Raw genomic sequence first — 24,858 nt, 5'->3', positions numbered from 1 at the left:
GAAAGATTAAACAGCCTGACCGTAACCAACAACAAGGTGCAAAAAGCAACCGTCCAGCAATTAATGATGAGATCCGTGCAAAAGAAGTACGCCTCGTCGGTGCTGAAGGTGAGCAAAAAGGAATTGTTTCATTAAGTGAAGCACTGCGTGCTGCTGAAGAGGTTGAACTTGATCTTGTTGAGATCGTTGCAAACGCCGAGCCGCCTGTTTGTAAAATTATGGATTACAACAAGCACTTGTTTGACCTGAAGCAGAAGCAAAAAGATGCGAAGAAAAAACAGCATCAAGTGCAAGTGAAGGAAATCAAACTGCGCCCTGCAACTGATGTTGGTGATTATCAAGTTAAGCTTCGTGCTATTTTGAAATTCCTTGAAGAAGGAAACAAAGTAAAGATTACTTTACGTTTCCGTGGTCGTGAAATGGCTCACCAACAGCTTGACTTAGCTCAATTGCAAAAAATTGAAGTTGATGTAGCTGAGTTTGGGGTTGTGGAACAAGCACCAAAAATGGAAGGCCGTCAAATGGGTATGTTACTTGGACCGAAAAAGAAAAAGTAATACTCAAAAAAAGCACTGCAAAAGCAGTGCTTTTTTATAACTAAATACAAATAAAAAAGATGATTTAATTTTTCTCTATTCAGTTTCATTTAAGACAATCAATATATTTTTCTATGAAATTCAATTCTCGAATTTTATGTGTTTTTTGGTGTTGGAAATCTCATAGTCTTTCTTAAAACATGATATAAACCAAGACGCAGTCATGATAATGATGAATAGGAAAATAGAATGATTGATCTATATTATTGGGGAACTCCCAATGGACATAAAATCACAATTGCCTTAGAAGAAATGGGACTGGATTACACTCTTTATCCAATCAATATTTTAGAAAATGATCAATTTCAACCAGACTTCCTGAGAATTTCCCCAAATAATAAAATTCCTGCGATCGTTGATCAAGATGGACCCCGTGGTGAGCCAATTTCTATATTTGAATCAGGCGCTATCTTGCAATATTTAGGTAGAAAAACTGGATTATTTTATCCAACTGATGAGCAAGAGCGAGTTGAAGTCGAGCAATGGCTCATGTGGCAAATGGGTGGTTTAGGGCCTATGTTTGGGCAAAATCATCATTTCAATCGTTTTGCCCCAGAAAAAATCCCCTATGCGATAGACCGCTATATTAATGAAACTAAACGTTTATATAGTGTACTTAACAAACAACTCATTGGTCAGAAGTTTGTCGCTGGTGAATACTCTATTGCTGACATGGCAATTTTGCCTTGGATTTTACGTTATGAATGGCAAGGTATTCAGATTGAAGACTATCCATACGTACAAGAATATATTGTACGTTTAACAGCACGCCCTGCAGTTCAGAAAGCACTATCGATTAAAGTGGCCTAATTTCTTGCTTGGATTTAGTGAATACTTAAAGCAAAAAGTCGTTTGGTGTGATTGATTATGCTGAGTTACTTTTTGCTTTTTATTAGTGCTTTTGGCGCTGCGACATTACTACCTCTACAGTCTGAAGCGGTATTGGCGACCTTGTTATTAAAGGGGCAATATTCAGCTTTGCTTTTAATTAGCATAGCTACTTTGGGTAATGTATTGGGTTCTTGCGTTAATTGGTGGCTAGGCCTAAAGATAGAACAATTTAAACATCGTAAGTGGTTTCTAGTTTCTGAAAAGCGTTTACAACAAGCGCAGAGCTTTTACCATAAATATGGATTTTACTCCTTACTTTTGAGTTGGACGCCTATTGTTGGCGATCCCATTACTTTGGTTGCTGGGCTGTTCAAAGAAAATTTTTGGCGCTTCCTTGGTATAGTCATTATTGCCAAAGGAGGGCGCTATCTGTTTATTTACTGGGTGGTAATGGGTTTTATTTAAAATAAAAAAGCATCCGAAGATGCTCTGATTTATACCTATTTAAATTAATCTTCTGAGCTTTTGGTAATGTCTACTTTAAATAGATCATTCGTTTTGAGCCAACAGAAAGTCACAACAACAAGCGTCATACAACCACCAAAAATAGTCGCTGTAATAGTTCCCAAATATTTAGCTGCTAAGCCTGACTCAAAAGCTCCTAATTCATTACTCGAAGACACAAACATGCCATTTACAGCGGCTACGCGTCCCCGCATATTTTCTGGTGGGAAAATTTGCAAAATGGTTTGTCTTACAACAACAGAAATACTGTCACATGCACCTGTCATGGCAAGAGCAAAGAGAGATAACCACATATTGTTCGAGAAGGCGAATAGAATAGTGAATATTCCAAAACCTGCCACAGCAAGTAACATGTTACGCCATGCATGTTGAGTTGGAGGAAAACGAGTCAAAGCAATCATGGTAATGAGTGCGCCAATAGATGGAGCCGCACGTAAATATCCAAGCCCTTCAGGACCAACTTTTAATATATCTTCTGCAAAAATGGGTAATAACGCGATGACACCCCCAAATAAAACAGAAACTAAATCAAGAGAAATCGCCCAAAGAACAATTTTAGTTTTCCAGATAAAACGGAAACCCTCTCCTAAACTTTCTAAAATATTGTCAGTTTCAATTTTAGGGAAACTACGTTTATGCAATAAATTAATTAAAATAAAGCAAATACCGAGTAAAGCCGCAACACTAAATAGACTGGTTTCCCGTCCTAAATAAGCAAGCATAAAACCACCAAGCATTGGTCCGATAATTACACCACTTTGCCAGCCTATCGTTGTCCATGTCGCACCATTTGCATAGAGTTCACGTGGAATTAAAAATGGTTTTAAAGATGTTGCAGAAGGATTGTAGAAACCGCGGATTGTTCCTAAGCCAAAAATGACTGCATAAATACCCCAAGAAAGGAAGTCGACACCAATGTGTCCTAAACTATGTAAATGGAAAAGTAACCATAAAACTAAGGGTAGGGGAACTGAGAAAAATAAACAGATTTTCATAATAACCTGTTTATTAAATCTATCTGCGAAATAACCTCCCCAAAGAGAAAGGGCAATAAATGGAATTGCTTCTGCAAGTCCGATTAAACCTAAGGTCAGTGGATCTTTGGTGATTTGATATAATGAGTAGGCAACAATAATTTCTTGAATCAAAATTGCGAGCGTTAAGCAAAATTGATTGATCGTAACGATAGAGAAATCCCGATACCGTAATGCAGCGAAAGCATCATTTTGTATATTCATATTCTTTTGAATTTAAGCAATTGCACTTATTATAGGGGATGATTTTATGGATTTTCTCGTAATTTGATAATTGATTATAGAAAATAACGTTTATATAAAATAGACAATTTAATATCAAAAAATGAGCATTTTACTTTTGTTTTAAGTTGGGATGCTTTAGAATATCGGCTCCCTTACCTGCAGGTCGTTTTTGCAATGGTGCAAACGTTCCGAACAGGTGTTCAAAAGAGGTTGTTATGCCTAAGATGAAAACTCGCCGCGGTGCTGCTAAACGCTTCAAGGCGACTGCACACGGTTTTAAGCGCAAACAAGCATTTAAGCGCCACATTTTGACCAAAAAATCTGCTAAACGTATCCGTCAATTACGCGGCTGTGTAATGGTTCATGTTTCTGACGTGAACTCAGTTCGTCGTATGTGCCCATACATCTAAGGAGATTATAAATGGCTCGTGTAAAACGTGGTGTAGTGGCTCATCGTCGTCACAAAAAAATTCTTGCTCGCGCTAAAGGTTACTATGGTGCTCGTTCACGCGTTTACCGCGTAGCGTTCCAAGCGGTAATCAAAGCTGGTCAATACGCTTATCGTGACCGCCGTCAAAAGAAACGTCAATTCCGTGCTCTATGGATTGCGCGTATCAATGCTGGTGCTCGTCAAAACGGTTTGTCTTACAGCCGTATGATCGATGGCTTGAAAAAAGCTCAAGTGATCATCGACCGTCGCGTATTAGCTGACATCGCTATGCATGATGCAGTAGCATTTGCTGCTTTAGCTGAAAAAGCTAAAGGTGCATTAGCTGCATAAGCTTAGAGATTCAAAAAAAGGCCGCTTTTTAGCGGTCTTTTTTATTTTTAGTGGTTTTGTTTTAAAAAAGATAATAACCAGAGATAAATTATGAAAGATGAAAAATTTTTAGATGACTTAATTCAAAAAGTGCAAAAAGGTGATCAGTTTAAATATTTATATTTTTGGGGGCATACTCCTAAGCAAATTGATCTTATTGATAAGAGTTGTTTTAGTCAGTGGTATCCAGCAATTTAAAGATGAGGGTATTGAATACCTTACTGCTGAGCCCTATATGATGGCGCAAAAAGCAAAATTATTTAATGATGAAGAAATCTTTGCACAGATCTTGCAAGTTAAACATCCGAATGAAGCAAAACAACTAGGTCGCAAAGTGCGCAATTATGATGAAAAGATATGGCAAGAAAAACGTTTTGATATCGTGGTGCAGGCGAACTTTGCTAAATCCTCTCAGCATCCTGAATTGAAAGAATTCTTATTAGCTACGAAAGATCGTATTTTGGTTGAAGCATCTCCAGTAGATAGAATTTGGGGAATTGGTATGGCGCAAGATCATTTACATATTCAAGACCCATTTCAATGGCAAGGTTTAAATTTATTGGGCTTTGCTTTAATGCATGTTCGGGAGCAGCTTTTAGCTCAATAAGTTTGTATGAAAAAAATTGGTGCTTCACTTTAAAGTTGTGACATGAGGGGAACGAATTGAAATCATTAAATGAAAGAGAAATTCGTATAGCCACCTTTAAGGATGCATTATCTATTGCAGAAGTGCATGTACAGTGTTGGAAAGAAACTTATACAGGTATGCTTAAGCAAGAAATATTGGATGAGCTTAAAGTACTAGATAAGGAGCTACTGTGGAAAGAAATAACCCAAAGCCCTGATCATAAGTTATTTATCTATACTGAAAATGGAATGGTAAAAGGCTTTCTCGATGGTTATCTGAGCCCTGAGAATAATATTGCTGAAATTCTTGCCTTTTATCTTTTGAAAGAAATTCAAATGCAAGGTATAGGTCGTGAGTTATTTCAAAAGTTCTATCAATGTGCATTAAATCAAGGTTACACTTTTATTCGTTTAGAAGTTTTTAATAAAAATCCAAGCCGTTTCTTCTATGAAAAAATGGGGGCCAAAATAATTGGCGAAACCGAACTACCTGAGTTCGGCTTCGAAATAACAGAATTACTTTATCAATGGGAACTGTAATCTTGATTAAAGGCCAAAATAATAGGCCAAGGCACAAATAATAATCGTTAAAACAATCAGCTTAATAACGCCTGAACCAGTGCCTTTATGGTGGTGAGATTTCAAATGTTGTGGATTTTCATTTGATTGCTCGAACGGAGAAGCCTTAATGACTGGAATTATTTGAGCTGTTTGGTAGTGATTAGCAGTCTTAACAATAAGCTTGGCAAACAAATCATCAGTTTTTTGCGTAAAATTTCTTAAATTAATGAGTTGTTCTTGGTCTAGCTCTTCTCCTAAAGGATCATTTGCAAGTCGCTTCTTTTGTTCTAAATAGTTGGTTAATGCTTGAGTACGACATAAAAGCTGGTGAGCATAATCTGCAGGATAATTCTCTGGAATTAAAGCAAGTTTTGGTGCTTGGCTCGTAATGTTTGTACCATCAAAATAAGCTTTTTGAAACTCTGGTTCTTCAAAACCTGCTGCATATTTACTACGAAATAATTCACTATCCATAAAGTCCGCTATTTCTTGCCATGGCGGATTTTTTAAATCTGCTTCAATTTTTTTTGATAATTTTTCAGTTAGTTCAAAACGCCAGAAAGTTTCTAAACGAAGTTCGCAGGTTTGTGAAGGAGGGGCTTCAAACTCATTGTCATTGTTATACCATTCAGCAAGTTCATGGCCGAAAATCCATGCAAATTTCTTATTATTTTCATGGCTCACAATAAAATGAGTATAAGGTAAAAGCTCAACATTGCTGTTTGGATTTTGCTCTTCATTTAGAAGGCTTGATAAATGTAAGCTAAGCTGAGTGGTGCCTTGTTTTTTTAAAGCTTCCAACCAAACTTGAAAGTGTTGGGCAAGCAAATGCTGAGAAGCTAAGTCACGAAATTGAAAACTATGGTGATCAAAAATATGATGTTGTCGCCATTGGTTAAAGCTTAAATTCTGGCGGAGGTATTCATTCCCATACGTCACAAGCGTAAGTTGTTGTTTCCAAATTTGATTGAGCGCCATAATAGTTGATCTCATTGACGATGCTATTATCTTATACGTTTTATCTTTTTGTTGCCTAATACATTTTTCATGATGGATAAACTTCATCAATTCGATGAAAAACTGTTAGAATGCAGTGTTTTATTATATTTTTTTAATTTGTTGCTTTGAGAGTTAATATGTCACTGGAAGCCCTGACCACAGAAGCGCTTGCTGCCATTGCAGCAGCTCAAGACCTTGTTGCACTTGATCAGGTACGTGTGCAATTTACAGGGAAAAAAAGCCAGCTTGCAGAACAATCGAAAGCATTAGGGAAAATGGACCCTGAAGAACGCAAAGTACAAGGTGCTGCGATTCATGCTGTTCGAGAAACAATTAATACTGCTTTAACAGAACGTCAAGCAGCATTACAGCAGGCAGCACTTGAACAAAAGCTAGCAAGTGAAACGATTGATATTACTTTGCCGGGCCGCGGTCAGCGTGTTGGTACAGTCCATCCTGTTACCCAAGTACAAGAAAGAATTTGTCAGTTCTTCACTAAAGCTGGTTTTACAGTCGCGACTGGTCCAGAAGTTGAAGATGACTATCACAATTTTGAAGCATTAAATATTCCTGGTCACCATCCAGCGCGTGCTATGCACGATACTTTCTATTTTGATGCCACTCATTTACTGCGTACGCATACTTCTGGTGTACAGATTCGTACAATGGAAACAAGTGAGCCACCAATTCGTATTGTATGTCCTGGGCGTGTTTATCGTTGTGACTCAGACCAAACGCATTCACCTATGTTCCATCAGATCGAAGGTCTATACGTTGCAGAGAACACCAGCTTTGCTGAGTTAAAAGGTTTATTGATTAATCTGCTTAATGAATTTTTTGAAAAAGATTTAAAGGTACGTTTCCGCCCATCATATTTCCCGTTTACTGAACCAAGTGCGGAAGTAGATATTATGGATGAACGTGGCCGTTGGTTAGAAGTTTTAGGCTGTGGCATGGTACATCCAAATGTATTACGTGCTGCTGGTATTGATCCTGATAAATACAAAGGCTTTGCTTTTGGTTTAGGGATAGAGCGTTTTGCAATGTTGCGTTATGGCATTAATGACTTGCGTATGTTCTATCAAAATGATGTGCGTTTCTTACGCCAATTTGCCTAACAGTTTTTCAGGATTAAATAAGGTTTATAAAGATGAAAATTAGCGAAAATTGGCTACGCACATGGGTTAACCCAGCAATTGATAGTGATACATTGTCTGATCAGTTGACGATGCTTGGTCTTGAAGTTGATGAGTTGGCACCTGTGGCTAAACCATTTACAGGTGTTGTAATCGGTGAGGTATTAACTGTTGAGCAGCATCCCGATGCAGACCGTCTGCGTGTAACAACTATTAATATTGGTTCAGGTGAGCCTCTGCAAATTGTATGTGGTGCACCTAATGTTCGCGTTGGAATGAAAGCTCCAGTTGCAACCATTGGGGCTGTATTGCCTGGCGATTTTAAAATCAAAAAAGGTAAGCTTCGTGGAGTTGAGTCACAAGGGATGCTTTGTGGTGCTTCTGAGATTGATCTTGAAGATAAAATTGATGGTTTGCTCGAACTGCCAGCGGATGCTCCAGTAGGAGTAAATATCCGTGAATACCTCAAACTTGATGACAATGTCATTGATATCAGTATTACGCCAAACCGTGGTGACTGTTTTAGTATTCGTGGTATTGCCCGTGAAATCTCAGTTATTAATAAGCTACAAATGAATGAGCCTGTAATTAATACGGTTGCTGCCACCATCGCTGATGAGAAAAAAGTAGTTATCAGTACTGAAGGCGCTCCGCGTTATTTAGGGCGTGTAGTTAAAAACGTTAATGTAAAAGCTGCTACTCCTGAATGGATGCAACAGGCTTTATCACGTTCAGGAATTCGTACTCATAGTATTTTGGTTGATGTGACCAACTACGTCTTAATGGAATTGGGTCAACCAATGCATGCATTCGATTTTTCTAAAATCGAAGGGACTGTACACGTTCGTCAAGCAACGCAACAAGAAAAGTTACAACTTCTGAATGATCAAGAAGTTGAGTTGCAAGAAGATATTATGGTGATTGCTGATGACCAAAAAGCTTTAGCAATTGCTGGAATTATGGGTGGTTTAGCATCAAGTGTAACTGATGACACGACTGATATCTTCCTAGAAAGTGCTTTCTTCGCTCCACTTGCTATTGCTGGTCGTGCTCGTCGTTTTGGTTTACATACAGACTCTTCGCAGCGTTATGAACGTGGTGTGGATTTTGAATTGCCGTTAATAGCGATGAACCGTGCTTCGCAGCTTATTCAAGAGTTAGCGGGCGGTGAATTTGGCCCAATTACTGTAGCTGAAAAAACTGACTTACTTCCAAAACGTGAAGCCATTGAACTGAAACAAGTTCAGGTAGACCAGTTGTTAGGATATCAAGTGGCGGCTGAGTTCATTACAGATGCTTTAACTCGATTAGGGTGTGAGGTAACTGTTAAAGCTGAAGGTGAGTGGAGCGTAGTTCCACCATCGCATCGTTACGATATGGCAATTTATCAAGACTTAATTGAAGAAGTTGCGCGTATTGATGGCTATGACAATATCCAGATTAGCTTACCAAGCATGGATGTTAAATTTGCTAAATACCAAGACCGCTTTGAACTCGCTGAGCTGCGTCAAACGATCGTGACGTTAGGTTATCAAGAAGCAATTAGCTTTAGCTTTGCAGATGCTAAACTTGAAAAGCAATTAAATCCCGAAGTTAAACCGTTGATGCTCGCAAATCCAATTTCAAGTGATTTGGCCGCAATGCGTAGTACTTTACTTTCTAGTTTAATTCCTTGTGTACAATATAATCTCAACCGTCAGCAAAGTCGTGTTCGCTTCTTCGAATTCGGACTGCGTTTTGATTATCAAAATGCTAAGAACATTGAAGACTTAAAACAGACTCCTACTTTGGCTCTTGTTGCAGTCGGCTCGCAAGCACCAGAATCTTGGCATGCTAAGCCTCAACCAATGGATTTCTTTGATTTCAAAGGTGAAGTAGAAGAGATTTTAGCTGCTGGGCGTGTAAGTGTTGAATACGTTCGTTCAGAACGTACGTGGTTGCACCCAGGGCAATCGGCTGACATTTTAGTAGATGGTAAGTCAATCGGTTATTTGGGCCGTTTGCATCCATCTCTAGAAAATGAGCTTGATTTAAGCACTACTTGGGTTGCTGAACTCGATCAAACAGCTGTTTTGCAATCTTATGTATCTAATTTTACAGAATTATCACGTTTTCCTTCGGTTAGACGTGATATTGCGCTTTTAATCTCTGATAATATAAATGTTAGAGATATTCAGCAGTTAATCGAACAAACTGGTGGAGAGCTTTTAGACTCTACATGGTTATTCGATGTGTATACGGGGCAGGGTGTCGAAGATGGTAAGCGCTCATTAGCGTTTGCACTATTGTGGCAACATCCTTCACGTACGCTTGAAGATGCTGAAATTAAATCTGGTATGGACAATATTATCCAAGTGTTAGAAAACACTTATCAAGCGACATTGAGGGCCTCATGACAGCATTAACTAAAGCAGACATGGCTGATCATTTAAGTGAGTTAACCAGCTTAAATCGCCGTGAAGCAAAACAAATGGTCGAGTTGTTCTTCGACGAAATTAGCCAAGCGCTTATTGCAGGGGAGCAGGTTAAGCTCTCTGGTTTCGGTAATTTCGAGTTAAGAGATAAACGCGAACGTCCAGGACGTAATCCAAAAACAGGCGAAGAAATTCCGATTTCTGCACGCCGTGTAGTGACCTTCAGAGCGGGTCAGAAATTTAGACAACGCGTTGGAAATGAGCAGATCGATTGATCTGCTTTTTTTATTTATATTTTAAATGGCTTTATATAATCTTATTTAACTTTAATGATGTGCCGCTTTGGGTTGGTATTGTAAGCGAAGGGATTGTTAGAACTTAAAATTTAGGCATAAAAAAAGAGGACATAATGTCCTCTTTTTTATCTAATCTAGAATATAGATTAGTGTGCAGCAGAAGCAGCAACGTCAGAAGCAGCAGCAGCAACGTTAGAAGCAGCAGCAGCAACGTCAGAAGCAGCAGCATCTACAGCAGTAGCAGCTTCAGAAGCAGCAGTAGTAGCTTCAGAAGCAGCAGCTACAGCTTCAGAAGCAGCAGCAGGAGCTTCTTCTTTCTTAGAACAACCAACGAAAGCTAAAGTAGCAGCTACAGCAGCAGCAACAGCAAATTTTTTGAATAACATGGCATCACTCTCACAAAAAAGATTTGAGATTAAAAAAACCTAAGTTGGACTGTTTTGCTTTTATTATTCCTAAAACGTAGCTAGGTAACAACGCATGGAGCAGTCTAACTGGTCTGCCGCTATGCTATCACTGCAAATGCTGAAATACTACTGCCATCTGTCAAAAAAACGTATGAAAAAGAGAAAAAAAGTCTGTTTCTTAACAGAAAAAAACAATCAATTAGCCCGAGTACATTGGGAAAGGTAGGGGTAAACCACTAAAAAACTTAATTTTTTTAATTCAAAAATATTTATTATCAAAATCTTATAAATAATTTTACATAAAAAACTGCAAAATGTATTTTTGTGTAAAGCTTGTCAACCAAATAAAAAGCCACTCAAAAGAGCGGCTTTTTATTGAAGATTAATCGATTAAGTTGAAGCTTTACGTTTCATTTGATCGAAGAAATCATCATTTGTTTTAGTTTCTTTCATGCGATCAAGTAAGAATTCCATTGCCGCTAACTCATCCATAGGATGAAGAAGCTTACGGAGGATCCATACTTTACGTAAGTTATCATCATCCATTAAGCGTTCTTCACGACGGGTGCCAGATTTCTTAATATTCATGGCAGGGAAGACGCGTTTTTCAGCAATACGGCGATCAAGAGTAATCTCTTGGTTACCTGTACCTTTGAATTCTTCATAAATTACGTCATCCATTTTACTGCCTGTTTCAATCAAAGCAGTTGAGATGATCGTAAGAGATCCACCTTCTTCAATATTACGTGCAGCACCGAAGAAGCGTTTAGGGCGCTCTAATGCGTGAGCATCTACACCACCAGTTAATACTTTACCTGATGAAGGAATGACAGTGTTATATGCACGTGCTAAACGGGTAATAGAGTCAAGCAGAATCACAACGTCTTTTTTATGTTCAACAAGACGTTTTGCTTTTTCAATCACCATTTCTGCAACTTGTACGTGGCGAGCAGGAGCTTCATCGAAGGTTGAAGCAATGACTTCACCGCGAACAGTACGTTCCATTTCAGTTACTTCTTCTGGACGCTCGTCAATTAATAGAACAATCAGGAATACTTCAGGATTGTTTCTAACAATAGATTGAGCAATATTTTGAAGTAACATTGTTTTACCCGCTTTTGGCGGTGCAACAATAATAGAACGTTGACCTTTACCAATTGGCGCAACTAAGTCAACCACACGAGAAGTTAAGTCTTCTGTCGTACCATTACCTAGTTCCATAACCAATTGTTCGGTTGGGAAAAGGGGGGTTAAATTTTCAAATAGAATTTTATTTCGAGAATTTTCTGGCGTGTCATAGTTAATCTGGTTAACTTTGAGCAACGCAAAATAACGCTCACCTTCTTTTGGAGGGCGAATAGTACCTGTGATGGTATCGCCTGTACGCAAGTTAAAGCGTCGGATTTGTGAGGGACTCACATAAATATCATCCGGACCTGCTAAATACGAACCTGCGGCAGAGCGCAAAAAACCAAAACCATCAGAGAGAATTTCAAGAACGCCATCACCAAAAATTTCTTCGCCATTCATTGCATGGCGTTTCAAAATGGCAAAGATAATATCTTGCTTTCGGTTACGAGCCATACCTTCCAGGCCCATAAATTCAGCAATTTTAATTAATTCACCAATTGGTTTTTTCTTGAGTTCAGTTAAATTCATAAGGGTCAGAATTAGGAAAGAGTAGAGTGTGGTTTAAAAAGAAGAAAAATCGCTCGCATACAAAAAAGATTATCGCAATTGTATTTACACAATAACAATTCAGAAGTCTGATTGATTGTTTCGAAGAAAAATGTGAAAAAACAATTTCTGTTGCCGAGTGGCGATCTTTATGTTTGTGTCTTGTAAGAAGCCGGACGAAGATGATTCCCTTCAGTGCCTCTTGAGCATGTAATATAAGCCAGCTGAGTTAATTTGTCAATTTATAGCCGAAAAAAATACGCTATAAAAAAGTATAGCGTATTTTCATTCTTAGCATTTTGACTTAAACATTTTCATCAATAAAGCTAACAAGTTTAGAGCGAGGTACAGCGCCAATTTGTTGAGCTACGACTTCACCATTTTTGAAAAGTAATAAAGCAGGAATATTTCGGATATTGTATTTCACCGCAATATCTTCGCAAGAAGTCACATCAACTTTAACAATTTTTACTTTACCAGCATATTCACTTGATAAGTCTTCAAGAACAGGTGCAATTGCTTTACAAGGTGCACACCAACCTGCCCAGAAGTCAACAAGTACAGGTGTTTCAGCGTCTAGAACATCTGCTTGGAAGTTATCATCAGTTGTATTTACAATAGTCGCAGACATGGTACGGCTCCAATTTTTAGAAAAAAGTGCTATTACTACAGGAGAAAATTATCTCTATCAGTATTACATAGCTACTTAGTTCAATGTAAGGGTTTGATGCTATTATTCAAGGCTTAACTAAATTTGTCTAATGGATGCTCACGATATTCATCATCGACTTGTACAATCAACTCATAAATAGAAAAATATAAATGACAGTTAATTGTTGATGAAAATGGCTTTTCAATTGCATTCTTGTGAATTACTCTAGGCGTGAATTGTTATGGGTTTAGTTCAATAATGTCTGACTTTCTGATTGATGAAGAATTACTTGCCGCCATAGATATGGGGTCGAACAGCTTTCACCTTGCAATTGCACGGGTAGATCACGGTGAAGTTAAAAAAGTTGCTTCGATGTCAGAAAAAGTACAGCTTGCAGCTGGTTTAGATGAGAATAAAAATTTAACAGAAGCCGCTCAGCAACGTGGTTTGGCATGTCTAGCGCGTTTTGTTGGAAGATTGAGTTCTGTTCAACCTAATCGTTTACGAATTGTGGCTACTAATGCCTTGCGTCAGGCAAAAAATGGTCATGAATTTATTCAAAAAGCTGCAGAAATTTTACCTAAACCTATTGAAATTATTGCAGGGCGAGAAGAAGCTCGTCTGATCTATTTGGGCGTATCGCATACCATGGCCAATGGTGGACGTCGCTTAGTTGTTGATATTGGTGGTGGTTCTACCGAATTTATTATCGGTGAAGAGTTTGAACCGATTTATACCGAGTCATTACAAATGGGCTGTGTGGCCTATACAACAGCTTACTTTTCTGATGGGGAAATTACCCAAAAATCATTTGATAAGGCCGTAGTTGCTGCCCGTAAAGAACTTTCTGCTATAGCAACGACTTATAAAATGGAAGGGTGGGATACTGTCGTTGGTTCGAGTGGAACGATTAAAGCCTGTCGCCAAATTATGGTTAATATGGGCTTAAGTGATGAACAAGAAAATGTCACTCGAGAAGGGTTATACAAACTCAAAGATAAATTACTTAAGTTTAAAAATGTTTCTGAAATTGATTTTGAAGGATTAAGAGAGGATCGACGAGCAGTTTTGCCAGCCGGATTGGCAATTTTGTACGCAGTTTTTGAAGTTCTAGAAATTGATCGTTTGGCATATTCTGATGGTGCATTACGCGAAGGTGTTATGTATGACCTATTAGGTCGATTTAAACATGAAGATATTCGCGACCGCAGTGTACAAGCTCTAATGGGCCGTTATAATGCTGACCCTAAACAAGCAGAACGTGTTGTTAAGACAGCACAACAATTATTTGATGGTGTTGCTAAATCTCTTAATTTAACGAGTGAAGACAGTGACTTACTGCGTCGGTCAGCTTATTTACATGAAATTGGTTTAGCAATTAGTCATGGTGGTTATCATCGCCATGGTGCTTATTTATTACAGCATTCTGATATTCCGGGTTTCTCGCAAATTGATCAAAATCATCTTTCACATTTAGTTGCTCATCATCGTCGTAAATTACGAAATGATGTAAAAAACGAAATTTTGAAGGCTGGTGGTCATAAATTACTTTACTTAAGTTTATTGCTTCGCCTAGCAGTTTTACTCAACCATAGCCGAAGTGATCAGATGCTTCCTGCCATTGAACTGACCATCATAAATGATCAACAATGGCAGCTTAGTGTTTCTGGTGATGCCAAACAATGGCCATTGTTAGTTGCCGACTTGCATGATGAGCAAGAGCAGTTTAAGCATTGGGACATTGAATTGAATATTCAGTCGGAAAAATTTATCGATTAAAGGGATAATATTCGACCTATGAAAAAATCTACTCAGTCCAAAGCTTGGACAACGGTTCAAATTGCACGTCATCCTGAACGTCCGCAGTTTCTAGATTATGTCGGTGAAATCTTTACAGAGTTTGACGCCTTGCATGGTGATCGTTTGTTTGGTGACGATGGTGCGATGGTAGGTGGTCTTGCTCGTTTTGACGGTCAACCTGTGATGGTCATTGGACAACACCGTGGTCGTAGTACCCGTGAAAAATTAAAGCATAACTTCGGTATGGCTAACCCTGAAGGTTACCGCAAATCTCAACGCCTATTAGATATGGCTGAGCGTTTTAATCTTCCGGTTTTCACGTTTATTGATACTATGGGTGCTTACCCGGGTGTTGGTGCTGAAGAGCGTGGACAAGCCGAAGCAATTGCAACTAGCCTTGCTCAACTTTCACGTTTGAAAGTTCCTGTTGTTGCAACAGTACTGGGTGAAGGTGGTTCTGGTGGTGCTTTAGGTATTGGTGTGGCTGACAGAGTAATTATGTTATCCCACAGTATTTATTCTGTGATTTCACCAGAAGGCTGCGCATCTATTTTATGGAAAACTGCTGAAAAAGCGGCTCAAGCGAGTGAAGCTTTAGGTTTGACAGCAGACAAATTACAATCTCTAGGTATTGTTGAATATGTAGTAGATGAAGGCGAAGGGGCACATTTAGACCCTGAGCAAGTCATGCAAAACCTAAAAGTAGTTTTGAAGCAAGCTTTGGATGAATTGCTACCACTGGATGCAAATGAACGATGCGAAGCACGTTATCAACGTTTAATGAAGTTTGGCAGCGCAAATTTAGGCATAATGTCTTAAAGCAGGCTCAACTGTTTTCAGAAAATAGTTCTTTTCTTATTGGATGTAGTGGCGGCATGGATTCAATGCTGCTACTACATTTGATGTCTCAAATTTTCCCTCAAAAGATCCGAGCGATTTATATCGATCACCAACTGCAATCACAAAGTGCAGAATGGGGGAAACTCGTTACTAAACAAGCTACTCGCTTAGATATTCCTTATATTATTCAAAAAGTTCAAGTTACCGAAGGTAATTTGGAAGCTCAAGCACGTCAAGTACGTTATCAAGCTTATCGACAGCATTTACAACCCAACGAAATTTTATTACTTGCTCATCATCAACAAGATCAGGCTGAAACAGTAATGTTGAGGTTGTTGTCGGGTGCAGGTGTTGATGGATTAGCTGCAATGCAATCTATTGATTACCGTGTAGACATGACAATTTGGCGTCCTTTTTTAGATTTAACTCGTGAGCAAATTGCCGATTGGACTACTCAACTTGAAATTGAGTATGTAAATGACCCTACAAATTATGATATTCACTATGATCGAGCATGGTCGCGTGAGGAACTTTGGCCTTTTTTACAAAACCGCTTTCCTAAAATGCAGCAAGCACTTAGTCGAACCAGTTATTTGATGCAAGATGCTTCTGAAATTTTAGAAGAAGTTTTGATAGTCGATTTAAAGCATTGTGGTACCGCTGAGTGTTTGGACTTAACTAAATTGTTAGATTTATCGGCTGCCCGTCAGCGCCAGTTGCTTTCGGTTTGGATGAAAGGTAATGGGCAATATCGACCTGCTTTTGAAATGGTCGAGCGCTTAAAAAATGAAGTGATTGATTCAAAGTCTGATGCACAAGCGGCATTACACTGGAATCAGTTTTACTATGTCCGTTATCAACACCATCTTTATAGATTGAGTAAGCAGGCTTTTCTTGCTGAAACATTAAGTCCAGTTGAAGCTGAATCGGAGCATCATTTCCAAATGGGAGAAATAGTGCATTACGCTTCAGGAAATTTTCAGATTAAACAAAAAAAAATCGGTTTGGCTTCATCTTTATTAAATGAAAAATTGAGAATAATTCGACGTCAAGGTGGGGAAAAAGTCCATTTATATGGCCGTATTGGTCAATGGCCATTAAAAAAAGCAATTCAAGAAGCACATATTTTGCCTTGGCTTCGTCATACAATTCAAATATTAGTCATAGATAATGTTATGCTTGGGGTTTTTACACCGAAAGGATTTTGGTTGGCTCAGTCTCCGTATTGTGAGCAAGGAGGATGGCAACCAGATTTAATTTCTCATTCTTGTAATCTGGTAAATGGCGAATATGGTTATGGCAAGTGCAGTAAATTGTAATATCTGTTTTATTGGTGGCGGTAATATGGCCCAAGCTTTAATTGGCGGGCTGGTTTCAAGAGGTTTACCACCGACACGTATTACAGTTTCAGATCCTGTTGAACAGATCCGTCAATTATTACAAGAGAAAGAAGTCCACGTAACACAAGATAACGTGGCTGCAATTCAAAATGCTGATGTTGTTGTACTGGCGGTAAAACCCCAAGTTCTGGCGACTGTTTTACGTCCTTTGAAAGGTCTGTTATCAGATAAGTTGGTCATTTCAATTATTGCTGGTGCTGAAATTCAAACAATATCAAATTTAATTGATAGCGATCGAATTGTGCGAGTTATGCCAAATACACCAGCTCTGGTTCAAACTGGCGCGCATGGTATCTATGCAAATGATGTAGTGGGTACTTCGGATCGTGAATTAACAAGTCAGATTTTAGCAGCCACAGGCTTAACAATTTGGGTAAACTCCGAAGCTCAAATTGATGCGGTAACGGCAGTTTCTGGCTCAGGTCCTGCATATTTTTTCTATCTCATGGAAAGTATGATCCGTGCGGGTAAAAATTTAGGACTAGATGAAAAAGTTGCAACCGCTTTGACTCTTCAAACGGCGTTAGGTGCAGCTCAAATGGCAATTACCAGTTCAAATACTCCATCTGAACTTCGTAAGAATGTGACATCGCCAAATGGTACAACACAAGCTGCACTTGAAGTTTTTGACCGTGCACAAATCTCCCAAAATATTCAATCTGCATTGGCTGCTGCTCAGAAGCGTAGCCAAGAATTGGCTCAAGAATTGAGTGACAGTGCGAAATAGCTTAAATAGGATAAGACAACTATGGGTGCAAATTCTGCGCTAATTTTTGGAATTTTAATTAATGTCGCGATTTTATTGGTCTTTTTCCGTTTTTTAATGCAATTAGCGGCAGTAAGTCCTTATAATCCTGTGGTTTTATCGACCGTAAAAGCGACTAAGATTGTTGATATTTTTGGCCGAATTTTTCCGACGGTCGCAAAAGGCCGATTTAATTTGGCTGCGTTGGTTCTTTTAATTACATTGTATTTACTGAAAATTTTCGGTGTGATGTATCTTTCTGGCTCTATGCCAAATAGTCCGATTCATTTACTGATTCTGACATTTGTAACCATGATTCAGGACTTGATTCGTTTCTGCCGTTATTTAATTTTCGCAACAATCATTTTGAGTTGGGTTGTTATGTTCACTCAATCGCGTTCACCTTATATTGAGGTGATTCAAGATTTGGCTGAACCATTACTCGCGCCATTCCGTCGTTTATTGCCTAATATGGGAATGATTGACTTGTCGCCAATTTTGGCTTTTTTGGCACTCTATATTGCCGAAATTTTAATGAATGAAGTTGCTAAAGTTCTTTTAACTGGTCTTTAAGCTGATTCAATAAAAAAGGGCTGTATTTCACAGCCCTTTTTTATTTCTGTTAATTAATGAGCATCATCCCAGTTTAGACCTTGTCCTACCTCAACCACTAAAGGCACAGAAATTTCTACAACTGATTCCATGACTTTTGCGATTTGTTTGGAAAGTTCTTCAGCAATGTTTTGATCGGCTTCAAAAACTAATTCATCGTGTACTTGAAGAAGTAACTTTGCTTGATCTTTTGGCAGAATTTTATCTACTTCAATCATCGCAAGTTTAATGATATCAGCTGCACTACCTTGTAAAGGTGCATTGATCGCGGCACGTTCGGCAGCTTTACGCACCATCACATTTCGTGCATCAATATCAGGCGTATAAAGACGACGACCTAAAATGGTTTCAACAAATCCTTGCTCTGATGCAACTTGACGTGTGCGTTGCATATATTCATAGATGCCTGGATAACGTTGGAAATATTGCTTAATATAATTTTGCGACTCTTGACGTGTGAAGCCTAATTGACGAATTAAACCAAACTCAGACATACCATAAAGTAGACCAAAGTTTACTGCTTTGGCTTGACGACGTTGGTCATTAGTCACATCTTCAATTGCAATACCCAATACTTCGGCAGCAGTACGACGGTGAACATCTTGTCCGTGCTGGAACGCATGTACTAACGCATCATCTTGAGAAAAATGTGCCATTAAACGTAATTCAATTTGCGAGTAATCGGCAGCCAATAGAACTCGGCCTTCTGGTGCAATGAATGCTTTACGAATCTGACGACCAATTTGTCTACGAATTGGAATATTTTGTAAGTTAGGGTCAGAAGAGGATAGGCGGCCTGTTGCTGTTAAAGCTTGATGATAGCTCGTATGTACACGATGCGTATCGTTATGAGACTGCTCAACTAAACGGTCCGTATAAGTACTCTTTAGCTTTGCCAATCCGCGATGTTCTAAAATAATTTCTGCTAAAGGATGCTCAATTTTTTCTAAAACACTTTCGCTTGTACTGTATTGCCCAGTTGCGGTTTTTTTACCACCTTTGATTCCTAATTTATCAAATAGTATTTCGCCTACTTGTTTAGGTGAAGCAATATTAAAAGTTTCATCCGCAATTTCCATGGCCTGATTTTCAAGACCTTCCATAGTTTTTGCAAATTCAACACTTAAGTTATCTAGGAATGCATGATCTAAACGAATGCCATCTTCTTCCATGCCTGATAAAATTCGGGCAACTGGCATTTCGATGTTATATAAAATATTTTCTAACTCAGGGAATGGCTTAAGTTTATTTGAAAGTACTTCATACAAACGATAGGTGACATGCGCATCTTCTGCTGCATAGTGGGCAGCGACTTCAATCTCAATTTGATTAAATGTTTTCTGCTTTGCACCTTTGCCGGCAATTTGCTCAAAAGTTGTTGTTAAGTGACTTAAGTAGACACGAGCAACATCATCCATTCCATGACGAGTCGCTGCCGCATTCAATACGTAAGATGCCAACATGGTATCGAAATACCAGCCTTTTAACTCAATTCCGTGGTTTGCAAAAATGTGTGCATCATATTTAAGATGATGACCAATTTTTTTAACCGCTTTATTTTCTAATACAGGCTTAATTTGAGCCAGAATTTGCTCACGGTTCAGTTGCTGTGGAGCATTTTCATAGGTATGTGCTAAAGGAACATAATAAGCATCTTGTGCATCAAATGCGATTGAAAAACCGACCATTTCAGCAATACGATAGTCAAGACTCGTGGTTTCTGTATCAATGGCAAAATGATCGGCATTTTGCATCCGTTGCCAGAGTTGATCCCATGCTTCTTGAGTTAAAACGGTGTGGTAATTGGCGGTTCCAAGTTGGTCATCTTGACTGGTTAAGCTTGCCTGATCTTCAGTTTCTATAGAGTCAGCCGGTTTAACTTCATCTTGAACTACGACCTGTGAAACTTGTTGTTTATAACTTGAGCTGTTCGGATTATTTGGATGATCAAGCGACTGTAACTGATTTCTAAATTCAAGCTCAGTATATAGGTTGCGTAAAGCATCAACATTTGGGTCGATAAGCTTTAATTCATGCCAATCGAGTTCTAAAGGAAGATCGCACACAATGCTTGCTAACTGATGATCAAGCTTAATATTGTCTAAATTATCTTTGATATTCTGGCTAATCTTGCCTTTAAGTTGATCTGCATTGGCAATGATATTGTCCAGAGTGCCATATTCAGTCAGTAACTTGGCTGCTGTCTTTGCGCCTACACCCGGTACACCCATAATACCGTCAGATGCATCACCCATCAGAGTCAAGTAGTCGATAATCTGATTTGGCCAAACTCCAAACTTCTCAAATACACCGTCGGTGTCCATTACGCGATCTTTAAAGCTATCTTCTAACTTTACATGATCATTAACTAATTGAGCCATGTCTTTATCTCCAGTCGAGATGAGAACATGATGGCCTTCGAGTACGGCACGTTTAGCAAGTGTACCGATAATGTCATCTGCTTCCGCGCCAGGGAGACTATATAAAGGAATACCTTGAGCTTTAATCAATGCATGTAAATATGGAATTTGTTGAGACAACTCTTCGGGCATGCTCGGGCGGTCACCTTTATAGATCGGTGAAAGCTTATGACGGAAGGTTGGTTCGGGGGTATCAAAAATTACAGCCATATGCGTAGGTTGCATACGACGCATCAATTTTTGAATCGCAGAAATTGCTCCACGTATTGCATTGGTATGTAACCCTGTAGAGGTCGTCAATGGTGGTAATGCATGATATGCACGAAATAAAAAATAGGACCCATCAACCAAGACAAATGGTGGCATTGAACAATTCCTTAATCTGAATTACGGGTATTTTACGTGAAAACGGATATGAATGCAGATTTATGATTTTTGCAGTATTTTGTATGTATAAATATACGCTTGTATTTGCTTAAAGTAAGATGACATGTAATGAAGGTGTGATATTGCTAAGCCCATGTATAAAAAAGACAAACAGGGAATGATCATTGTTTTGATCGCTTTGACTTTGTTTTTAGCCATATCAATTGGTTTTAAATTCCAGAGTGCTGTTGCTGCTTTATCTATTGCACTCGTGGTAGTACTAGTTCAGTTATTGTCAAATCTGCATCAGCGTTTGACACATTTAGAACAACAGTTTTCTCATCAAGCAACTTCTCTTTATTCTATTCGTATGCAAACAACAGTGATTTATACGGCTGCCTTGGTTGCATTAGTTGCTTATATGAATCATTGGATGTGGATTGCTGGCGGTGCATTACTAGTTTTATTGTTATGTTTGGTCCAAACGATTAGTGCATTTCATACTCGACTGTTGTATCTCGAGTCAGCAAAACAAACCGTTTATGTAAATGAAGTTGTAAATACAGATGCTGTAACACCCGTACTAGAGCCAATTGATCCAAGCAATATGATCAAGCCAGCTCTACCTGAAACGAACACTTTAGATCAAAAAGAAAATCTAGCTCCTGTACAAACTGCATGGTGGCAACCTGCAATAGATTGGATGGTACATGGCAATCCAATTTTAAGAGTTGCTGTTGCTGTGCTCATGGTTGGGGTAGTGTTATTACTGCGTTTTGCAAGTGAACACTGGCAGCTGAGTTTAGGTGTGAAACTTGGATTTATCGCTATTGCTGGAAGTGTATTAACGGTATTTGGATATACCTTACAAAAGAAAAATCAACTTTTTGCTGTGGCATTGCAAGGTGTAGGGCTAGCAGTTGTGTTCCTAACACTTGTGTTCTCGCATCATTTTGGTGTGATTGCCAACTTAACTACAGCTAGCATCTTATTTACTATTTTATTAGCAATCACTGTATTTTTAAGTTTAAATCAACAGGCGATTTATTTAGCGATTTTAGCATTGGGTATGGCTTATGCTGCCCCTTTAGTTATTCCGCAATATCGCCCTGATGTAGTTTTTCTATTTAGTTATTACCTTGTTATTAATCTTGCGATTGCCGCCGTTAATTTTATTCAGCCTTGGAAAATCTTAAATCAGATTGCTTTCTTTGCCACGATGTTTATTGGTGGTACTGCAATCGCATTTTATGCAGAGCCAGCAAAATTTGACACATTGGACTGGATTTTATGGCTGCATCTTGCGTTGTTTATTTGGTTAAGTGTACGTTATAGCCAAAATATAGCCCGGGTTTCAGAGCATGAAAAACAAGAAGGGATTCGCTTGCCCCCTTTGTTGGATGTTGGTCTTATTTTTAGTGTTCCAGTATTAGGTTTTACACTACATGCCTATTTAGTACATGAGTCTACACAAGCGTTGACGATTGGTGCTGCTGTTTTGGCTGGTACGTATGCCGTATTAACTTTCTGGATCAAAAAGAGTCATCCTCAACTTTCCGTACTTGCAAAAAGCTTTTTCATTCTTGCCGTTGCATTCTTTGCTTTAATCTTTCCACTTGCGAAAGGGGCACATTGGACTGCGATTGGTTGGGTAGCTCAAGGTACGGCCCTCATTGTATGGGGAGTAACTGAGCGCTACCGTTTAAGCCGATATATTGGTGTAGTTTTAGTCTTACTCAGCTCTCTTGCACTGTTTTATCAGATTTGGGCGAATGCAGAGTTCCCGACTCTAAGCACAAGCATTTATGCAATTGCTCAATTTATTTCAGCCTTCTATTTGTTGCAGTACAACAGCAAAGAGCAACACTATTTTAGTGCCAGCATGTTTAGCGGTATTTTCTTATGTTTAGGGATGTATGCAGGTGCTGTAGCGGGTGTAGAAATAATGGCATGGCACCATCATGGTTTGAGTCCATACTTGATGATTGCTATAGCTCTAATAGCAATATTTAGTTTAGTCGTGCACTATAAATTGCGTGTGCAATGGCAAAGTTTGCAGTTAATTTTAGTTAGCCTGTTACTGTTGTTAATTTTTGGTGAGGTCTTTTCCAGCCAAGTATTCACCATGTTTAAATGGCCGAGTATATTGCAACTGGGCACTTTCCTTGTTGCTGCAATTGCTCTTAGTGTCTTATTTATTATGGCTCAACCGCAGTCAGGTCAGTCTGGATATCTAAAAGTATGGGCTGGTTTAGGCTGGTTAGCATTAGCAATGGTGGGGCTGGCGATCTTTCCACAAATGCCAATTGTGGCTTTGGCTTTTGTACCCGTAGTTTATTCACTCTGGGCATATAAGTCCCATAAAACTGCTTTGTTACATCAAATTCCGGTGTGGTGTTTAAGCCTACTTTGGTTGCTTGTGGTGAGTGTCGATATCCATTCTGCCGAGTACCTTTATTTTGTTCCTTTGTTTAACTTAACTGATTTCCTTTCAATTGCAGTATTTGCAGGTCTTCTCTTTATGATCTATCAACATGCTTTTGATCAAGATAAATCGCTTGAATGGACTTTTAAAATTACAACAATTCTAGTGGGATTATTAGTATTCAGTAGTGTGGTGGTTAGAGGTTTGCACCATTATTGGGCGACGCCACTCTGGAGCGCTGCAATTTGGACAAATGGTCTAGTGCAGTTAAGTTTGACATTGCTTTGGGTCATCTTGGCATTCGTTTTAACCACATTCTCGAGTCGAAAAATGATTCGTCAATTGTGGTTTGTGGGTGCTGCGCTTTTAGGAATTGTAGTATTAAAACTAATTTTGCTTGATCTATCGCAAAGTGCGACATTAACTCGAGTCATTTCATTTATTGGGGCGGGTGGGGTAATGCTAATTATTGCTTATCTTGCACCATTACCACCGTCATCCTCTGTACAAAAAAATGAAGAGCCTAAGCTTTAGGCTCTCGTTTTAATTCATTTTGATTACTATATTGATCGATATCATCTTCACTAAAAACAGTAGGTGGTCGATCAATCAAACCCATTTTAGGAACAGGAATTTCAATCTGATTATCTAAAAATCCATTTCGAATTCTTTCTTGCATCTCATCTCGGACTTTTAAAGAGTTTTCTTGTCTACACCACATTGCAAATAAAAGTTCAATTGATGATTCACGAAAGGCCGTAACCGTAACAGCAGGCTTTGGGTCATCTAGCACAAGCGGATAATGAGCTGCTACATTAAGTAGAACTTCGCGAACTTTTATGATGTCTTCATGGAAGTTAATTGCGAGTGTAATTGGAATACGTCGTATTGGGTATTTAGATAAGTTGTGTACAGGCGCGCGAATAAGCTGTTCGTTTGGCAGACGAATATAAACATTGTCGAGTGTAAGTAATTTTACAGAGAGTAAGTCGATTGAGATCACTTCACCTTCAATCGTATTTCCACGAATGAGGGTAATCTGGATCGTATCACCGACTTCAAACGAACCTTCGCCAATCAAAAATAAACCACTGATTAAGTTACTGGCAGACGTTTGCGATGCGAAACCAAGTGCTACGGTTAGTATCCCTGCGGCACCAAGGAATACGCTCAGTTTAAAACCAGCTTCTTTTAAACTCGTCATAATGAAGAGTAAGAAAATAAAATAAAAAATACCACGACGCCACACAAGGCGTTGATGGGCATTAAAACGTGAGCCAATAGTTCTAATAAACGTATTTGAAATAATACGTGCAAGAACAAAACCAATAAAGCAAAGCACAACAGCGACTAAAATTTCACTAATACGCTCGGTATTGATATTGGTAAATATACTTTTGAGGCTATCAGCGATATCTTTAGGAATATTTGAATCAGCCATATAAACCTC

Annotated in this window: 23 protein-coding genes and 1 pseudogene; 17 read left to right on the top strand and 7 right to left on the bottom strand. The window is 38.7% G+C overall.

Annotation, left to right across the window (positions count from 1 at the left end):
- The first annotated feature begins 5 nt into the window (after nt 1-5).
- From infC to F936_RS02720, 3 genes are all read left to right on the top strand, one after another.
- The gene (gene infC, locus F936_RS02730) at nt 6-557 is read left to right on the top strand and encodes a translation initiation factor IF-3 (RefSeq protein ID WP_080631695.1); all 552 of its coding nucleotides are present in this window, start codon (nt 6-8) and stop codon (nt 555-557) included.
- 228 nt (nt 558-785) lie between these two features.
- Complete coding sequence (locus tag F936_RS02725) at nt 786-1,406, top strand: glutathione S-transferase N-terminal domain-containing protein (protein WP_005044731.1); 621 nt, start codon at nt 786-788, stop codon at nt 1,404-1,406.
- A gap of 57 nt (nt 1,407-1,463) precedes the next feature.
- Nucleotides 1,464-1,892 (top strand): YqaA family protein, encoded by a 429-nt coding sequence (locus tag F936_RS02720; protein WP_005044729.1) that lies wholly within the window; start codon nt 1,464-1,466, stop codon nt 1,890-1,892.
- A 44-nt stretch (nt 1,893-1,936) separates the two neighbouring features.
- Here the strand turns inward: F936_RS02720 and nreB are convergent, their stop codons facing one another.
- Nucleotides 1,937-3,190, bottom strand: coding sequence for a nickel resistance MFS transporter NreB (gene nreB / locus F936_RS02715; RefSeq protein ID WP_005044727.1), 1,254 nt, complete (start codon nt 3,188-3,190; stop codon nt 1,937-1,939).
- A gap of 236 nt (nt 3,191-3,426) precedes the next feature.
- Here nreB and rpmI point away from each other — a divergent pair, with 236 nt between their 5' ends.
- The 4 genes and pseudogenes from rpmI to F936_RS02695 all read left to right on the top strand — a co-directional run bounded on the left by rpmI (nt 3,427) and on the right by F936_RS02695 (nt 5,198).
- Nucleotides 3,427-3,621 carry a 50S ribosomal protein L35 gene (gene rpmI, locus F936_RS02710; protein ID WP_003655048.1) on the top strand — a complete coding sequence of 65 codons (195 nt, stop codon included), beginning with the start codon at nt 3,427-3,429 and terminating at the stop codon, nt 3,619-3,621.
- An 11-nt stretch (nt 3,622-3,632) separates the two neighbouring features.
- Nucleotides 3,633-3,992, top strand: a complete 360-nt coding sequence (gene rplT, locus F936_RS02705; protein WP_000124858.1) for a 50S ribosomal protein L20 — start codon at nt 3,633-3,635, stop codon at nt 3,990-3,992.
- A gap of 90 nt (nt 3,993-4,082) precedes the next feature.
- Nucleotides 4,083-4,638: pseudogene (locus tag F936_RS02700) on the top strand (NADAR family protein).
- 56 nt (nt 4,639-4,694) lie between these two features.
- On the top strand, nt 4,695-5,198 hold the full coding sequence (locus F936_RS02695) for a GNAT family N-acetyltransferase (RefSeq protein ID WP_005044721.1): 504 nt from the start codon (nt 4,695-4,697) through the stop codon (nt 5,196-5,198).
- Nucleotides 5,199-5,204: 6 nt separating this feature from the next.
- Here the strand turns inward: F936_RS02695 and F936_RS02690 are convergent, their stop codons facing one another.
- The gene (locus F936_RS02690) at nt 5,205-6,197 is read right to left on the bottom strand and encodes a hypothetical protein (RefSeq protein ID WP_005044719.1); all 993 of its coding nucleotides are present in this window, start codon (nt 6,195-6,197) and stop codon (nt 5,205-5,207) included.
- 158 nt (nt 6,198-6,355) lie between these two features.
- Here F936_RS02690 and pheS point away from each other — a divergent pair, with 158 nt between their 5' ends.
- Genes pheS through F936_RS02675 form a run of 3 tightly spaced genes read left to right on the top strand, consistent with a single transcriptional unit; the run spans nt 6,356 to nt 10,043 of the window.
- Nucleotides 6,356-7,336: a phenylalanine--tRNA ligase subunit alpha gene (gene pheS, locus F936_RS02685; protein WP_005044717.1), complete on the top strand. Its 981-nt coding sequence runs from the start codon at nt 6,356-6,358 to the stop codon at nt 7,334-7,336.
- Between the two features lie 32 nt (nt 7,337-7,368).
- Nucleotides 7,369-9,750, top strand: coding sequence for a phenylalanine--tRNA ligase subunit beta (pheT, locus tag F936_RS02680; protein ID WP_005044715.1), 2,382 nt, complete (start codon nt 7,369-7,371; stop codon nt 9,748-9,750).
- Entirely contained in the window at nt 9,747-10,043 is a 297-nt protein-coding gene (locus F936_RS02675; RefSeq protein ID WP_000126166.1) for an integration host factor subunit alpha, read from the top strand. Before pheT ends, F936_RS02675 begins: the two co-directional genes overlap by 4 nt.
- Nucleotides 10,044-10,210: 167 nt before the next feature.
- Here the strand turns inward: F936_RS02675 and F936_RS02670 are convergent, their stop codons facing one another.
- Nucleotides 10,211-10,450, bottom strand: coding sequence for a hypothetical protein (locus tag F936_RS02670; protein WP_005044712.1), 240 nt, complete (start codon nt 10,448-10,450; stop codon nt 10,211-10,213).
- Nucleotides 10,451-10,544: 94 nt separating this feature from the next.
- Between F936_RS02670 and F936_RS18565 the strand changes: the two genes are divergently transcribed.
- Nucleotides 10,545-10,697, top strand: coding sequence for a hypothetical protein (locus F936_RS18565; RefSeq protein ID WP_080595450.1), 153 nt, complete (start codon nt 10,545-10,547; stop codon nt 10,695-10,697).
- A gap of 164 nt (nt 10,698-10,861) precedes the next feature.
- On the opposite strand, the gene rho is transcribed toward F936_RS18565, so the two are convergent.
- Together rho and trxA are read right to left on the bottom strand one after the other, a co-directional pair.
- The gene (gene rho / locus F936_RS02665) at nt 10,862-12,130 is read right to left on the bottom strand and encodes a transcription termination factor Rho (RefSeq protein WP_003655059.1); all 1,269 of its coding nucleotides are present in this window, start codon (nt 12,128-12,130) and stop codon (nt 10,862-10,864) included.
- 322 nt (nt 12,131-12,452) lie between these two features.
- The gene (gene trxA, locus F936_RS02660) at nt 12,453-12,779 is read right to left on the bottom strand and encodes a thioredoxin (RefSeq protein WP_003655060.1); all 327 of its coding nucleotides are present in this window, start codon (nt 12,777-12,779) and stop codon (nt 12,453-12,455) included.
- Between the two features lie 279 nt (nt 12,780-13,058).
- On the opposite strand from trxA, the gene ppx reads away from it, so the two are divergent.
- From ppx to F936_RS02635, 5 genes are read left to right on the top strand one after another with little or no spacing between them, the layout of a single operon-like run.
- Nucleotides 13,059-14,579 carry an exopolyphosphatase gene (ppx, locus tag F936_RS02655; protein ID WP_003655061.1) on the top strand — a complete coding sequence of 507 codons (1,521 nt, stop codon included), beginning with the start codon at nt 13,059-13,061 and terminating at the stop codon, nt 14,577-14,579.
- 18 nt (nt 14,580-14,597) lie between these two features.
- Nucleotides 14,598-15,419 (top strand): acetyl-CoA carboxylase carboxyltransferase subunit alpha, encoded by an 822-nt coding sequence (locus F936_RS02650; RefSeq protein ID WP_003655062.1) that lies wholly within the window; start codon nt 14,598-14,600, stop codon nt 15,417-15,419.
- Nucleotides 15,356-16,759 carry a tRNA lysidine(34) synthetase TilS gene (tilS, locus tag F936_RS02645; protein WP_080595451.1) on the top strand — a complete coding sequence of 468 codons (1,404 nt, stop codon included), beginning with the start codon at nt 15,356-15,358 and terminating at the stop codon, nt 16,757-16,759. The genes F936_RS02650 and tilS overlap by 64 nt, the downstream gene beginning before the upstream one ends.
- Nucleotides 16,731-17,567 (top strand): pyrroline-5-carboxylate reductase, encoded by an 837-nt coding sequence (gene proC, locus F936_RS02640; protein WP_080026326.1) that lies wholly within the window; start codon nt 16,731-16,733, stop codon nt 17,565-17,567. The genes tilS and proC overlap by 29 nt, the downstream gene beginning before the upstream one ends.
- Nucleotides 17,568-17,588: 21 nt before the next feature.
- Entirely contained in the window at nt 17,589-18,158 is a 570-nt protein-coding gene (locus F936_RS02635; RefSeq protein ID WP_003655065.1) for a YggT family protein, read from the top strand.
- A gap of 53 nt (nt 18,159-18,211) precedes the next feature.
- Here the strand turns inward: F936_RS02635 and polA are convergent, their stop codons facing one another.
- The gene (gene polA / locus F936_RS02630) at nt 18,212-20,983 is read right to left on the bottom strand and encodes a DNA polymerase I (protein ID WP_005044708.1); all 2,772 of its coding nucleotides are present in this window, start codon (nt 20,981-20,983) and stop codon (nt 18,212-18,214) included.
- A 154-nt stretch (nt 20,984-21,137) separates the two neighbouring features.
- Here polA and F936_RS02625 point away from each other — a divergent pair, with 154 nt between their 5' ends.
- Complete coding sequence (locus F936_RS02625; protein WP_005044707.1) at nt 21,138-23,942, top strand: DUF2339 domain-containing protein; 2,805 nt, start codon at nt 21,138-21,140, stop codon at nt 23,940-23,942.
- Here F936_RS02625 and F936_RS02620 read toward each other — a convergent pair.
- Nucleotides 23,932-24,849, bottom strand: coding sequence for a mechanosensitive ion channel family protein (locus tag F936_RS02620; RefSeq protein ID WP_004641276.1), 918 nt, complete (start codon nt 24,847-24,849; stop codon nt 23,932-23,934). The two genes, F936_RS02625 and F936_RS02620, sit on opposite strands and share 11 nt — an antisense overlap.
- Between the last annotated feature and the right edge of the window lie 9 nt (nt 24,850-24,858).

The organism is Acinetobacter calcoaceticus DSM 30006 = CIP 81.8, from assembly GCF_000368965.1.
GTDB lineage: Bacteria > Pseudomonadota > Gammaproteobacteria > Pseudomonadales > Moraxellaceae > Acinetobacter > Acinetobacter calcoaceticus.
The sequence above is the reverse complement of the archived record's forward strand: the minus strand, read 5'-3'. Positions and strand labels throughout refer to the sequence as shown.